Genomic DNA, 14,021 nt, shown 5'->3' with positions numbered 1-14,021 from the left:
TTTAAATGGGAGCTTATGAGATTAATGAACAGTTATTAACGAAAGAAGAGAAAAAAGAATTAACGATAAATAAAAATCAGCAAACAATTAGCAGAAAGAAAGAAGTGTTTCGTAAGTTTATATCGAATCCAATCGCAGTTTTAGGAACAGTGACGTTATTGCTAATTATTGTTTTCTCGCTTATTGGCGAAAGTTTAACTTCATTTACTGCGAGTGAACAAGTAAAAGAGGCAACAAATTTACCGCCGAGTAGTGAACATTGGTTTGGAACAGATGATCTAGGGAGAGATATTTGGGCACGTACTTGGGCTGGTGGGAAGATTTCACTAACAGTTGGATTAGTAGCAGCTGCCCTCGATATAGGGCTTGGTGTACTGATTGGTGGATTTAGTGGATATGTGAGAGGGCGTAATCGCCTTGGAACGTTAATTGATGAGTGGATTATAAGAGGAATTGAAGTATTATACGGCATCCCATATTTATTAATTGTTATTTTACTATTAATTGTTATGAAACCAGGTCTTTTCACCATTATTATCGCTCTTGCATTAACGGGATGGATTGGAATGGCTCGTCTCATTCGAGCACAAGTATTGTCTTTAAAACAAAGAGAGTTTGTTATTGCAGCAGAGCGATTAGGTACATCACATATGAAAATTATATATGGGCATTTAATTCCGAATTTAACAGGGATTATTATCGTGAATTTATCATTTACAATTCCAGCAGCTATTTTTTCAGAATCATTTTTAAGCTTTATAGGACTTGGAGTACAATCACCAGCGGCAAGTTGGGGGACGATGACGAATGATGCACTCGGGACATTATTGAGCGGAGAATGGTGGCAGCTATTTTTCCCGGCAATCATGATTGCACTCATTATGTTCGCATTTAATGCAATTGGTGATGGTTTGCAAGATGCGATTGATCCAAAAATCGTCAAACGGAATCGAAAGGAGAAAAAACATGGCACAGCTCTTATCTTTAGAAAACGTAACATTGACCGTTGAAAAAGAGAATAGTAAGCAAGCAATTATGAAGCATGTTTCCTTTTCTATTAATGAAGGTGAAATCGTTGCACTTGTAGGAGAAAGTGGTTCAGGAAAAAGTGTTACAGCACAATCTATTGTCGGATTAAATCAAGAATCTATTCATATCGATGATGGGAATATAGCTTTCCAAGCAAATGAATTAACGAATTTACAAGAGTCAGAATGGAATCAAATTCGCGGAAAAGATATTTCCTTTATATTTCAAGATCCGCTTTCATCTTTAAACCCAACGATGAAGGTAGGCAAACAAATTACAGAAGTAGTTTTGCAACATGGGAAAAAATCGAAAAGAGAAGCAAAGGAAATTGCGATTAACTTGTTAACGGGTTTAGGGATACATGAAGCAGAGAAACGCTTTGAACAGTACCCACATCAATTAAGCGGAGGTATGAGGCAGCGTATTTGTTTAGCAATTGCGTTTGCTTGTCACCCAAAGCTTGTAATTGCAGACGAGCCGACAACAGCGTTAGATGTAACGATTCAGAAACAAATTATGGGGCTATTAAAAGAAAGAAAAGAAAAACAAAATACGAGTATTTTATTAATTACACATGATTTGGCACTTGTACGTGAAGTAGCTGATCGAGTAGTTGTTATGTACGGGGGACGTGTTGTTGAAAAAGGAACGATACAGGAGGTAATAGGTTCTCCTAAACATCCATATACGAAAAGTTTATTACAAGCAATTCCGAATATGGATGATTCCGAAAAGGTATTACGTGCTATAGAAGGAACGACACCTTCCATTGAAACATTAAATAGCTTTGGTTGTCCTTTTGTAAATCGTTGTCCAGTAGCGATAAAAGAATGTATTCATCGTTTTCCAGAGAGAACCACATATTCTAAGGAGCATAGTTCACATTGTTGGCAACATGTTCTAGAGCATAATAAAGCGAAATCAAAAGAGAAGGTGAATGCCTCATGACGACAGATTTAATTACTATAAAGCAAGTAACGAAAACGTATGGAAGTAAAAGTAAAGAAATCACAGCGTTAAAAGACATATCACTTTCTATTCCGAAAGGAACAACACTTGGCATTATTGGTGAAAGTGGTTCAGGAAAAACAACACTTGGAAAGCTCATAGCAGGGATTGAGAGTCCAACGTCTGGTGAAATTGATTATAACGGTCAAGTCGTTCACAAGCTGAAATCAGCTCATAGGCGAGATTTTTTACAGAAAGTACAGTTCATTTTTCAAGATTCCACAGCAGCATTAAATCCGCGCTGGAAAGTACGCGATAGCGTAACGGAGGGTTATATTTCATTCGGTTTAGGTGATAAAGGATTAAAGGATAAAGTAGCAGGTGATGCGCTAGAACGTGTGGGATTAGATAGACGATATATCGATCGCTATCCGCACGAATTTAGCGGAGGACAACGTCAACGAATTGCTATTGCAAGAGCGTTATTGTGTGAGCCAGAAGTATTGATTCTTGATGAACCAATTTCAGCATTAGATGTTTCATTGCAAATTCAAATTGTACATCTGCTGCAAAAGATTCAAAAGGAACAAGGCTATACATATTTATTTATCGCACATGATTTGCCGATGGTTCACTATTTATGTGAAAAAGTGGCTGTCTTATATAAAGGAGAACTTGTTGAATTTGGAAATACGGACGAAGTGTTCTGTAATCCACAACATTCTTATACAAAAACACTATTGGCATCAACACCAAAAATTTCAGGTTAAAGGAGAATGTAGGATGAAGAAGTTTTTACTGTTTGTCATTATGACTGTTTTAGCAATTACTTCTGTCGCTTGCGGTAAGAAAGAGACGCAAAAGGCGAGTGCTGGTAAGGGAGAAGGAGATCGATTAGTAACGAATATTGGTAGCGATCCATATACACTTGATTCCGCTATTGCGACAGATAGCACGTCAGGTTATGTAATTGGACATTTATTCTCAAGCTTATATACGCAAGATAGTGATGGGAAATATCAAAATGAATTAGCAGAGAAAGAAGAAGTAAATGCTGATGGAACTGAGTATACAATTCATTTAAAGAAAGATATTAAATGGTCAGATGGTTCTGCTATTACAGCAAATGATTTTGAATTTGCATGGAAGCGATTATTGAATCCGAAAACGGGTTCTATGAATGCAACAGAAATGTATTTTATTAAAGGGGCAGAGGCATACAATACTGGAAAAGGTGAAGAAGGACAAGTTGGTATTCAAGTCGTTGATCCTCAAACATTAAAGGTAACTCTTGAACATCCAGTTGCTTCTATTAAACAGAAATTAGCAAGCTCATTATTTATTCCATTAGCTAAAAAGTCGATTGATGATAATAATAAATTAAAAACAGATCCAAAAGAGTTAATTACGAACGGGCCATTCACATTAAAAGAATGGAAGCATAATCAGGCTATTACAGTACAAAAAAATAAAGAATACTATGATAAAAAGGTAACATTAAAAGAAATTGAGTTTCGTATTATTCCAGATTCTAAAACAGCGTACCAATTATATAAATCAAAAGAATTAGATTTACTAAGCGGTTTACCGCAAGAAATGATTGAAAAAGAAAAAGGAAATAAAGAATATAAACGTGTTGCAGGATTTTCATCTTATATTTATTCGTTTAACGTAGAAAAAGAGCCATTCACAAATGCGAAAGTACGTAAAGCATTCTCATTAGCAGTTGATCGTAAGTTTATTGTTGAAAAACTGTATAAAAACAATGCACAAGAAGCAAATGCATTCGTTCCAGAAGGAGCAAAAACACAAAGTGGGCGTGATTTCCGTAAAGAAAAAGGTGGTTACGTTAAATTTGATCCAGCAGAAGCGAAAAAATTATTAGAAGAAGGCATGAAAGAACAAGGCTGGTCTACATTACCTGAAGTAACATTAAAATTCACTACAGATACACAACATAAAAAAGTAGCAGAAGCAATGCAAGAAATGTTTAAGAAAAATCTTGGCGTAGATATTAAATTAGAAAATAAAGAGTGGAAGAGTTACATCGACACATATAAGCAAAGTGATTTCCAATTGGCTTATATGGGATGGGGCGGTTCTTTATTAGATCCAATTACTAAATTAGATTTATATGCAGGTGATGGTCCAAACAATTATGCAAAATGGCATAATAAAGAATTTGATGCTTTAGTGAAGGAAGCAGAAGTTGAACAAAATGAAGATAAGCGTTTTGACTTATTGCATAAAGCGGAAGATATTATGTTTACAGATTCACCATTAATTCCAATTATATTCCCGTCGGATTCCTATTTACAAAAACAAACGGTATCTGGACTTCAATATTATGTTGGATCTAAACCAGATTTAAGATATGCAAAAATAAAGAAGTAGGCAATCGCCTACTTCTTTATTTTATTTCTCTTTTATATTCTTTTTTCGTTCCATCAGAGAAGACAACTTCTAAATCGAATTTTTGGTAGTCTTTATCAAGTTTAAACACGTTCACTACTTGATCGATTACTTCTTGGTCAGGAGTATCTTTATCAAATTTTAATTCTTGTAGAAGTGGGCTTAATTTTGTAATAGCCTCGTCACCTGTAAACTTTGCATTTGTTTTATGGTCTTCAAGCTTTGCTTCCATTTTCTTATCAGCGGCTACATTCTTATAATCAGCTTCGTAGTCTTTCTTCGTATCTTGATAGTCTGCATCTAAACTAAATTCATTAAAGTTTAGTTTTAAATCTGCAGGAGCCTCATTTTTTGCTTCTTCAGTCGTCTTTTTATTAGAAGTTGTGTCTTCTTTTGCAGGGGCTTTACATCCTGTTAATGCAGGTACTAGCATAAGAGCTAATAAAACTGATAGTAGAATTCTCATTATAAATTCCTCCTTATGTAAATTCGTTCTATACAAGTTTTTCCCAAAAACATGTAATTATGTATGTGTTGAAAATAAATTATTATCCTGCAGTCACAAGGGCTCATCCGCAATTTAAATCAAAAATGATTTGTATGTATATGGTAAATTGAAGTTGTGAGGAGGTACTGAAATGCTTTCTAAAACGTATCAAACGATCGGTGAATTATTTCAAGCAACATATGCAGCAAATGGCTATTATACAATAATATTCGGAGGAGTTAGTTTAGAGAGAAATATTATTTCATTATTAGTTATTGTATTGGTTACACAATTAGTAGCAGTGACGACTTTAGCTATAAAAGGAATGGTAAAGGGAAGCGGAAGCTCTGTAGTTAAAGTTGTATAAAAGTAAAAGGTATCCTTCGTAGGATACCTTTTACTTTTGTTATTTTGCAACTTCTGTCCACTTATAGTTAAATTCACCGCCGAAGTCAGTCGTTACAAGTCCTTTAATGAAAGAGCGTTGTAAGTAAGAACGACCTTGTTGGTATAAAGGAGCGACAGCGCCGTCTTGTAATAGAATTTTTTCAGCTTGCTTCATTGCTTCAAAGCGTGCTTTTTCATCGCCAGCTAAATCTGTTTTCACTTTATGAATGAGCTCATCGTACTCTTTGTTAGAGTATTTATCGAAGTTATAAGCACTATCTGTTGTAAATAAATCTAAGAATGTAATTGGATCAGCGAAGTCAGGGCCCCAGCCATCAATACCAATTTCATAGTCACCACTTAATAGTAGTTTCAACTGTTGTTTACGTGGTTGCGGTTTTAAATTCACTGTTAACCCATCTAAGTTCTTTTCTAACTCACCTTTTAAATATTCACCAGTCTTTTTAGCTAAAGCATTGTCACTTGTTAATAGTTCGATTGTTACTTTGTCAGTACCAAGTTCTTGTTTTGCTTTTTTCCAGTTTTCTTTCGCTGTTTTCACATCATCCTTGACTAGATTTCCATTTTCTTTACGGAAGTCATTGCCTTCTGGACTTTTTGCAAATTTCGCAGGAACCATTCCTTCAGCTGGAATAGCACCGTTATTTAAAATTGTTTCTACATAAGCCTTTTTATTCATTGCGCCGTTAATAGCAAGGCGTGCATGTTGATTTTTTAATGTTTCATTTTTCTGATTTAGTCGTAAGAATTGAATGCCGACTTCAGCGCGTTCCTTGAAGTTTGGATCGCTCTTATATTTATCAACAAACTCTGCAGTTAAAGCAACGCGATCAATTTGTCCTGAATCATATAAGTTCACTTCTGTAGACTTATCTTTAACGACATTGAAGTTGATTTCTTCTAATTTTACCGTTTTAGCATCCCAATAGTTAGGGTTTTTCTTCAATTGGAAACTTTGTTCGTGTTTCCAGTTATCTAATGTGAAAGCACCGTTGTAAATTAAATGATTTGTTTCTAAACCGTATTTATCGCCCTGAGACTTTAAGTACTCTTCATTAATTGGCAAGAATGTTGAGAATGTCGTTAAGCTTAAGAAGTAAGGAACAGGACGGTCTAGTTGTACTTCTAACGTTTTGTCATCAACAGCTTTGACCCCTAGTTGATCAATTGGTAATTGTTTTTGGTTTATTTGTTTCGCATTCTGTACATCGAAGAATAAGAATGCGTATTCAGCTGCTGTATCAGGATTTACGGCACGTTGCCAAGCAAAGACGAAGTCCTTTGCTGTAACAGGAGTACCGTTTGACCATTTTGAATCACGCAGATGGAATGTATATTTTGTTTTATCGGGACTAATGTCAACCGACTCAGCAACACCAGGAATCGGTTTATTATCTTCTCCCATTGCATATAAACCTTCAAAAACATTGCGCATTACATTCATGGATTCCCCATCCGTTGCTTTTGCAACATCCATTGTTGGGATTTCTGAAGCGAATGATAAGTTAATTGCTTGTTTATCAGGTACTTTATCGTTTGCTTTCGCTCCGCCTGCATTATCTTTATTTCCCCCGCAAGCAGTTAGTAATAGACTTGCCCCTAAAACAGATGCAACAACAGGTACAACTTTTTTCTTCATTGTTCGTTCCTCCCTAAATGTGTTGTTCGTAACGTCATAATGTCCATGTCTTGAAGTAGCTATAGAAGGAGATAAAACCTATTATAAATATTTGTTTATAGGTAATCAGGTGTTCTATATGTATATACATGTTGAGCTATAATCTATCGTTATATGTTTCAACGTAGTAGACATTATATTTTGATGGTGAAATATTTTGTTTCTTTGATTATTTAGAATATTAACACTGGAAAGAACTATATGTCAATAATAAAAATAGAATGTTAATTTCTTAGAATAATATATTAAAAAAGTAGATTCTCTTGTATGAGAGAACCTGCTTTTAATATATTTTGCTAAAAAAACAATTGGTGTGGGCTAATAATAAGTGGGGATGAAGAACCCTCACTTATTACGGTTTTACTTTATTTTTCAATTTTTGCCCACTTGAAATTTAATTGACCCGCAAAGTCTACTTGCACAATTCCTTTCACATAAGAACGTTCTAAATAAGATTCGCCTTTTTGGTAAAGAGGAGCGATAACAGAGTCTTTAAATAATATTTTCTCGGATGCTAGTAATGCTTCCCAGCGAGCTTTTTCATCACCAGCTAAAGTCGTTTTCACTTTTGCTATTGTTTCATCGAATTCCTTATTAGAGTAATGATCTAAGTTATAAGGGTTATTCGTTGTAAATAGCTCAAGGAATGTAATTGGATCCGCAAAGTCAGGGCTCCAGCCGTCAATTCCGATTTCGTAGTCACCTTTTAATAAAAGCGAAACTTGTTGCTTACGCGGTTGCGGTTTTATATTTACTGTTAATCCATCTAAATTCTTTTCTAGTTGCCCTTTTAAGAATTCACCAGTTTTCTTATCAAGGTCAGCATCACTCGTTAATAATTCTAATGTTATCTTTTCAGAACCAAGCTCTTGTTTAGCTTTTTTCCATAACTTTTGTGCAGATTTTGTATCAACTTTTGTTAAATCGCCGTTTGCAGTACGGAAGTCTTTTCCTTCAGGTCCTTTTGCAAAGTTTTTTGGAACGAGACCAAATGTTGGTGTAGATCCATCATTTAATAACGTATTTACAAAGGATTTTCTATCAATTGTTTGATCAATTGCTTGGCGTGCAGAAACATTTTGAAGCACTTTGTTTTGTTGATTCATACGTAAAAATTGTACGCCTACGTTTGGACGTTCTTTAAAGTTAGCATCCTTTTTATATTTATCGACAAAGTCAGATGTTAGTTTTATACGATCTAATTGTTTTGACTCGAATAAATTTACTTCTGTTGATTTTTCTTTTACGACGTTAAAATTGATTTCTTCTAGTTTGACAGTATCTTTATCCCAATAGGTAGGGTTTTTCTTGAATTTAAAGCTTTGTTCGTGCTTCCAATCGCTTAGTGTAAAAGCTCCATTGTACAAGATTGTATGATCTTCTAAAGCGTACTTATCACCTTGTGCTTTAAAGAATTCCTCGTTAATTGGTAGAAATGTTGGGAACGCTGTTAAGCTAATAAAATACGGAACAGGACGCTCCAATTCTACCTCAAACGTATGGTCATCAACTGCTTTTACACCAAGTTGGTCGGCTGGAAGTTCTTTGTTGTTAATTTTTGTTGCATTTTTAATATCAAAGAATAGAAATGCATATTCAGAGGCTGTTGCTGGATCTACGGCTCTCTGCCAAGCGAACACAAAATCTTTCGCTGTAACAGGAGTGCCGTTTGACCATTTTGAATCTCGCAGGTGGAATGTGTATTTTGTTTTATCGCCACTTACTTCATGAGATTTTGCAACGCCAGGGAAAGGTTTGTTACCTTCACCAAGATTATACAAACCTTCAAATACGTTTCTCATTACTTGACCAGAATCAGTATCTGTAGCACGGGCCGTATCCATTGTTCGTATTTCAGTAGGTGAAGATAAATTTAAAACCTGTTTGCTAGGTGCCTCGTCTTTTGCATTTGCTCCGCTTGCTTCGTTTTTATAACTACCGCAACCAGTTAATAAAATACTTACTCCTACAACTGATGCAATACCGGGTACAAACTTCTTTTTCATTTGATTTTCCTCCTAAATAATTAAGTTTGGATGATGATGAGGGAAATGAAAAATAAAAAATCCCTCTTTTCATATTGAGAAAGAGGGATTTTTACGTACAAGTTATGCACCCGTATATAAACGAAGTCCCTCATTCTATCTTTCAAGCATAAAGCTTGCAGGAAGTGGCACAGTATTCAAAATGAACCTGCTGCCGAGGTTTCAAAGGGCCAGTCCCTCCACCTCTCTTGATACAATGAGTAAACGAATAAATTTTATTAATTTTTGTGTTTCTTTGATAATTCAAAATCTTACACCTTGAACAATGAAGTGTCAACCAAATGGAATATAGTTTAAATTTTCAGTTATCTCAAATGAAAAAACCACTGCATATGGCAGTGGTTTTTCGCTTAGAAGTTAAAGTTATCTGGATCTGGACCAACGCGACGATCTTCATTTAAAGCTTGAATTGCTTTCATATCATCAGCACTTAATTCAAAGTCGAAGATGTTTGCATTTTCAATAATGCGATGTTCTTTAATTGATTTAGGGATTGTTACAACTTCGTTTTGTAAATCCCAGCGTAAAATAATTTGCGCAGTTGATTTATTATATTTTGTCGCAATTTCTTGTAACGTTGGATTATCTAGTAGTTGTCCTTGCATTAATGGTGACCAAGCTTCAAGCTGGATATTATGTTCTTTACAGAAAGCGTGTAACTCTTCTTGTGCTAAACGTGGGTGGTATTCCACTTGGTTGACCATTGGCTTAATTTCAGCAATTTCAAATACGTCTTGTAAGTGGTGAATGTGGAAATTACTCACACCGATAGCGCGAACACGGCCATCTTTATAAAGCTTTTCTAATGCTTTCCATGATTCGGTATATTTCCCTTTTACAGGCCAATGTACTAAATATAAATCTAAATATTCTAGACCTAATTTCTCTAATGTAGTTTCAAATGCTTGAAGTGTTGTTTCATATCCTTGATCGCTATTCCATACTTTTGAGGTAATAAATAATTCTTCACGTGAAACACCGGATTCACGAATCGCTTGTCCAACGCCTTCTTCATTTTGATAGATTGCTGCAGTATCGATGCTGCGGTAGCCATTTTTAATTGCTGCTTTTACAGAATCAATTACTTCTGAACCATCTTCTACTTTAAAAACACCTAAACCAAACCAAGGCATTTTTACACCGTTATGTAATGTTGTATAGTCCTTTAAACTTGTTAAAGTCATATTATTTCCCCCTAGCTTTTTTGTTTGTTGCTTCTACTGCTTTTTGAATTGCCTCTGAAAAATTATATTCATATAAAGTTTTGAGACCCTCAGCTGTGGAACCACCTGGCGTTGTTACTTGTTCGCGGAGGTTAGCTGGATCTTGCGTTTGTTCGAGCATAGAAGCAGAGCCAGAAATCATTTGAATGACAAGATGTTTTGCGGTTTCTTCATCGACTCCATAACTTTTTGTTGCTTCAATTAAGCTTTCAGCAAAGTAATAAAGGAAGGCTGGTGCACTTCCAGTAACTGCAGTAAGCTGATGAACTTCTTCCTCAGTACAAAGTTGCGAAGTACCAATACCTCTTAAAAGCAGTTGCAGGGTTTCTTGATGCATCTCTTTTATTGATTGTCCCATTGTATATAAGGAGATAGACTTTCCAATTTCAGCAGCTGTATTAGGCATAATCCAAGCAACAGGCGTGCCTTTTGGGAGTCTAGCTTCTAAATGAGATGGTCCAATGCCAGCTGCTACTGTTACGACAAGTTGATTTGATATTAACGGAGATAGCTCAGCTAATAACTCTTCATGAGCAGAAGGTGGCATTGCTAAAACAACCGTATCGACAGATGTAACATGCTGCTTCCAATCTGTTGCAGTAGACACATTATATCGATGTTGTAACTGTTTTAGTTTTTCTGCGTTGCTTCGGTTAGAGACGATAATTTCTTCGATGTACTCTTTGCTTGTTTTAAGTAATCCGGAAAATATAGCTTCGGCCATACGACCGGCACCAATAAATAAAATTCGATGTTTAGTTAGCATATCCTTTATTCCTTTCTAGTAGAGATATGTTATAAAAACGATATCATCTTTAAGAGAATTTTGTAAAAAGAAAAGACTTACCGTAGATGGAATGGATAATGGGAAGGCGGAAATTCATGGTAAAGGAAAGGGCTATTACTTATACTGGTTTCTACGTCATACTAATATTAGCTGTTATTAATCTCTTTATATGTGTAGCTGGTTTGCTAGAGTGGAAGAGCAATTATAAGGGGCAAGAACATACAAATAATTATATCTAGAAAATAATTAGAATTGAAAAACCCCTGAAGCATATATGCTTCAGGGGTTTACTGATAGAATATAAGATTATGCTTTTGTCATACCAAGTAATACAGCACCGCCGATAATTAAAACACTGCCTAGTGCAATAAAGATCAATTGACGTTTTGTTTTCTTTTCACCTAAGAAGACAATTGCACCGAATGTTGAGATAACGATTCCAGTTTGAGATAATGGGAAGCTTGTTGCTACTCCGACACGTGGTAATGAAAGAAGTAAGAATAAGTTTCCCGTTCCCCATAGTAAACCGGATAAAGCATTACGAATTGCATATTTGTTAAATGGTTTATGTTTAGACGTCAGTACAACCGCACCAACAAACATACCAACTGCTTGTGGTAAAATAGCAGACCAACCATCGATATTATACCAACGAATAATAATTACATATACAAGATAGCCGAAAGTAGAAACAATTAAAGTAAGAAGTCCTTTTTTCAATTGTCCTGGTGGCTGAGCATTTTCTTTATCATCTAGTGATGTGAATACAACACCAACTACGATTAATAGGATTGCAATCGTTCCCAGAACAATTGTTGTCGTAGTAGTCCATTCACGGAAAGCGATAACCCCAAAGATAGAAGTTGCAACAAGTTGCATACCAGTAGAAATTGTTACGGTAGTTGAAACACCTAGTTTTTCAACTGTTTTTAATTGGTTTACTTGTCCTAAAGCCCAGAATAAACCTGAAATAAAACCAACAATTAAGACTGTCATTGTTAAAGCTGGTTGAGTAAATACATACATAATTGTTGCGAAGAATAGAGCACCGATTGTCATACCTACCGTTTGGCTATATGCACCACCGCCCATTTTTACGCTTACTAATAAGATGTTTCCCCATGCAATTGCAGGAAGAAGCGCTAATAAAATGTCCATTACAAGACTCCCTTCGGTTTCCTATACCAATATAATTACATATCGTTCTAACGATCGGTAATGCCCCACTAATAGAGTAGAAGATTACCGATCGCTAAAACAGGATGAAGAATTCACGATATAAATGCGTTTTCATTTCTTCATTTTTTGAAACACCTCCATATAATAACAGGAAATTGCCTATTTTAGAAAGTGAATTCAAATAAAATGTATATTTCAATAAGAGGTAAAATTCAGTTATTTACCAACGACTTATTTATTTCCTAAGAAATAAATAAGCAGCTTCCAAAAAAGCTGCTTTAAAGGTTAGTAATTCTTTTGTTAATAAGCTGAATACATAGCAGAAATAGGAGTGACATACTAATAGTGATAACCACAAGTGTCCAGGCGAGTTGCATATTACTTGCGTCAATGGCCATGTAAATTGCAGTTGGGATTGTCTGTGTTTTACCAGGAATGTTCCCGGCAAACATGAGTGTAGCACCAAACTCACCGAGCGCGCGGACAAAGCTCAAAATCATCCCGCTTAGTAATGCAGGAAATGCGAGCGGAAGTGTAACGTGCAGAAAAACTTGATATTCACTTGCGCCAAGGTCACGAGCACTTTCTTCAATTTGTACATTTGCGATAGAAAATCCCGTTTTCGCTGATTGGTACATAAGCGGAAATGCAACAACTGTAGAAGCGATGATCGCAGCGGTAGATGTGAACATAATAGACTGCTGAAATAATGATTCAACCCACCTTCCGATCGGGCTGTTGTTTCCAAAGATGATAATGAGAAAGAAGCCGATAACAGTTGGTGGAAGTACCATTGGTAATAAAAATATGGTTTCTAATAGTACTTTATATCGCCATGAGGAGCGAGCTAGTGCTCGCCCGACAATCGTCCCTAAAATTGTAACGAGAATAGTGGCACACGCAGCTACTCTTAAAGATAGAAAGACAGGCGATATAATAGCATCAATGCTCATAGTAATTACGACAGGACTGTAAATCCATATTTCTTAAAGATAGATTGTGCATCTTTTGACTGCAAATACTCATAAAATGAAGTCGCCTCTTTCTTATGTTTAGATTCCTTTATAACACCTAAAGGATAGTGGATTGGCTCATGAGAAGTAGCTGCTGCTGTTTCACCAATCTTTACTTTATCTGAAATGAGAGCATCTGTTTTGTATACGATACCAGCATCGATATTCCCTGTTTCTACATATGTTAACACTTGGCGAACATCTTTTGTAAATACGACTTTATTTTGAACATCATTCCAAAGGTTTTCGTGTGTTAGAGAAGCCTTTGCATATTTTCCAGCAGGTACAGATTCAGGTGTACCAAGTGCAATTTTTTTGATTTTCTCATCTTTTAAATCTTGAAATTTTGTAAGAGAACTATCTTTAGGGATGACTAGAACTAGTTCATTTCCAAGAAGATTTTTCCCTTCTTTTTCATTAATGAATCCTTTCTTTACAAGGGTTTGGAATTTATCTTCTGCTGCAGAGAAGAATAAATCAGCAGGTGCACCTTGTTCAATTTGTTGTTGAAGTGCTCCAGAAGCACCGAAGTTAAAAGAAAGTTTGATATTTGGCTCTTTTTCTTTATATTGTTTTTCAATTTCTTTTAATGCATCTTGTAAGCTTGCAGCAGCTGAGATAGTCAGTTCAACTGTTTTATCTTCTTTAGCAGCTGACTTTGTATTCTTTTCCCCACTTGTACAAGCAGCACTAAATATAAGAAGGAAAGAAAGTATAAGTGCCCCAATAGAACGTAATGTAAATTTATTCATAAAAAAATCCCCTTTCGTTTTGATATAACTAATTATAACTAATTATAACTAAATATAACT

Annotated in this window: 14 protein-coding genes and 1 riboswitch; of the genes, 6 read left to right on the top strand and 8 right to left on the bottom strand. The window is 35.5% G+C overall.

The genetic code is table 11. The features are described from left to right. The first annotated feature begins 5 nt into the window (after positions 1–5). Genes DN403_RS22615 through DN403_RS22600 form a run of 4 tightly spaced genes read left to right on the top strand, consistent with a single transcriptional unit; the run spans position 6 to position 4,371 of the window. The gene (locus tag DN403_RS22615) at positions 6–1,010 is read left to right on the top strand and encodes an ABC transporter permease (protein WP_000501537.1); all 1,005 of its coding nucleotides are present in this window, start codon (positions 6–8) and stop codon (positions 1,008–1,010) included. Then, a complete protein-coding gene (locus tag DN403_RS22610) occupies positions 967–1,977 on the top strand; it encodes an ABC transporter ATP-binding protein (protein WP_000057890.1) in 1,011 nt (336 codons plus the stop codon). The genes DN403_RS22615 and DN403_RS22610 overlap by 44 nt, the downstream gene beginning before the upstream one ends. Beyond that, positions 1,974–2,747 (top strand): ABC transporter ATP-binding protein, encoded by a 774-nt coding sequence (locus DN403_RS22605; RefSeq protein WP_000205646.1) that lies wholly within the window; start codon positions 1,974–1,976, stop codon positions 2,745–2,747. Before DN403_RS22610 ends, DN403_RS22605 begins: the two co-directional genes overlap by 4 nt. Positions 2,748–2,760: 13 nt before the next feature. Next, on the top strand, positions 2,761–4,371 hold the full coding sequence (locus DN403_RS22600) for a peptide ABC transporter substrate-binding protein (RefSeq protein ID WP_000714110.1): 1,611 nt from the start codon (positions 2,761–2,763) through the stop codon (positions 4,369–4,371). A gap of 16 nt (positions 4,372–4,387) precedes the next feature. Here the strand turns inward: DN403_RS22600 and DN403_RS22595 are convergent, their stop codons facing one another. Further along, the gene (locus DN403_RS22595; protein WP_001221557.1) at positions 4,388–4,855 is read right to left on the bottom strand and encodes a YusW family protein; all 468 of its coding nucleotides are present in this window, start codon (positions 4,853–4,855) and stop codon (positions 4,388–4,390) included. Between the two features lie 172 nt (positions 4,856–5,027). Here DN403_RS22595 and DN403_RS22590 point away from each other — a divergent pair, with 172 nt between their 5' ends. Then, positions 5,028–5,243 carry a hypothetical protein gene (locus DN403_RS22590; protein ID WP_149185759.1) on the top strand — a complete coding sequence of 72 codons (216 nt, stop codon included), beginning with the start codon at positions 5,028–5,030 and terminating at the stop codon, positions 5,241–5,243. Between the two features lie 39 nt (positions 5,244–5,282). Here DN403_RS22590 and DN403_RS22585 read toward each other — a convergent pair whose 3' ends face one another. From DN403_RS22585 to proC, 4 genes are all read right to left on the bottom strand, one after another. After that, positions 5,283–6,923, bottom strand: a complete 1,641-nt coding sequence (locus DN403_RS22585; RefSeq protein WP_000731063.1) for a peptide ABC transporter substrate-binding protein — start codon at positions 6,921–6,923, stop codon at positions 5,283–5,285. A 404-nt stretch (positions 6,924–7,327) separates the two neighbouring features. Next, the gene (locus tag DN403_RS22580; protein ID WP_000726447.1) at positions 7,328–8,968 is read right to left on the bottom strand and encodes a peptide ABC transporter substrate-binding protein; all 1,641 of its coding nucleotides are present in this window, start codon (positions 8,966–8,968) and stop codon (positions 7,328–7,330) included. 132 nt (positions 8,969–9,100) lie between these two features. Further along, positions 9,101–9,205: riboswitch (SAM riboswitch) on the bottom strand. Between the two features lie 152 nt (positions 9,206–9,357). Continuing rightward, the gene (locus tag DN403_RS22575) at positions 9,358–10,191 is read right to left on the bottom strand and encodes an aldo/keto reductase (RefSeq protein ID WP_000176912.1); all 834 of its coding nucleotides are present in this window, start codon (positions 10,189–10,191) and stop codon (positions 9,358–9,360) included. A gap of 1 nt (position 10,192) precedes the next feature. Further along, the gene (gene proC, locus DN403_RS22570; protein WP_149185758.1) at positions 10,193–10,996 is read right to left on the bottom strand and encodes a pyrroline-5-carboxylate reductase; all 804 of its coding nucleotides are present in this window, start codon (positions 10,994–10,996) and stop codon (positions 10,193–10,195) included. A gap of 116 nt (positions 10,997–11,112) precedes the next feature. Between proC and DN403_RS31275 the strand changes: the two genes are divergently transcribed. Next, positions 11,113–11,256, top strand: a complete 144-nt coding sequence (locus DN403_RS31275; RefSeq protein ID WP_000237933.1) for a hypothetical protein — start codon at positions 11,113–11,115, stop codon at positions 11,254–11,256. 67 nt (positions 11,257–11,323) lie between these two features. Here DN403_RS31275 and DN403_RS22565 read toward each other — a convergent pair whose 3' ends face one another. The 3 genes from DN403_RS22565 to modA form a co-directional block, all read right to left on the bottom strand. After that, complete coding sequence (locus DN403_RS22565; RefSeq protein WP_000353549.1) at positions 11,324–12,175, bottom strand: GRP family sugar transporter; 852 nt, start codon at positions 12,173–12,175, stop codon at positions 11,324–11,326. A 299-nt stretch (positions 12,176–12,474) separates the two neighbouring features. After that, positions 12,475–13,149: a molybdate ABC transporter permease subunit gene (gene modB / locus DN403_RS22560; RefSeq protein ID WP_000020519.1), complete on the bottom strand. Its 675-nt coding sequence runs from the start codon at positions 13,147–13,149 to the stop codon at positions 12,475–12,477. Between the two features lie 5 nt (positions 13,150–13,154). Then, positions 13,155–13,961, bottom strand: coding sequence for a molybdate ABC transporter substrate-binding protein (modA, locus tag DN403_RS22555; RefSeq protein WP_001032237.1), 807 nt, complete (start codon positions 13,959–13,961; stop codon positions 13,155–13,157). Positions 13,962–14,021 lie beyond the last annotated feature (60 nt).

Origin of the sequence: Bacillus sp. AY2-1, from assembly GCF_008368965.1 — a bacterium.
Lineage (GTDB): Bacteria > Bacillota > Bacilli > Bacillales > Bacillaceae_G > Bacillus_A > Bacillus_A thuringiensis_S.
This window is presented reverse-complemented; position numbering and strand designations above follow the sequence as displayed.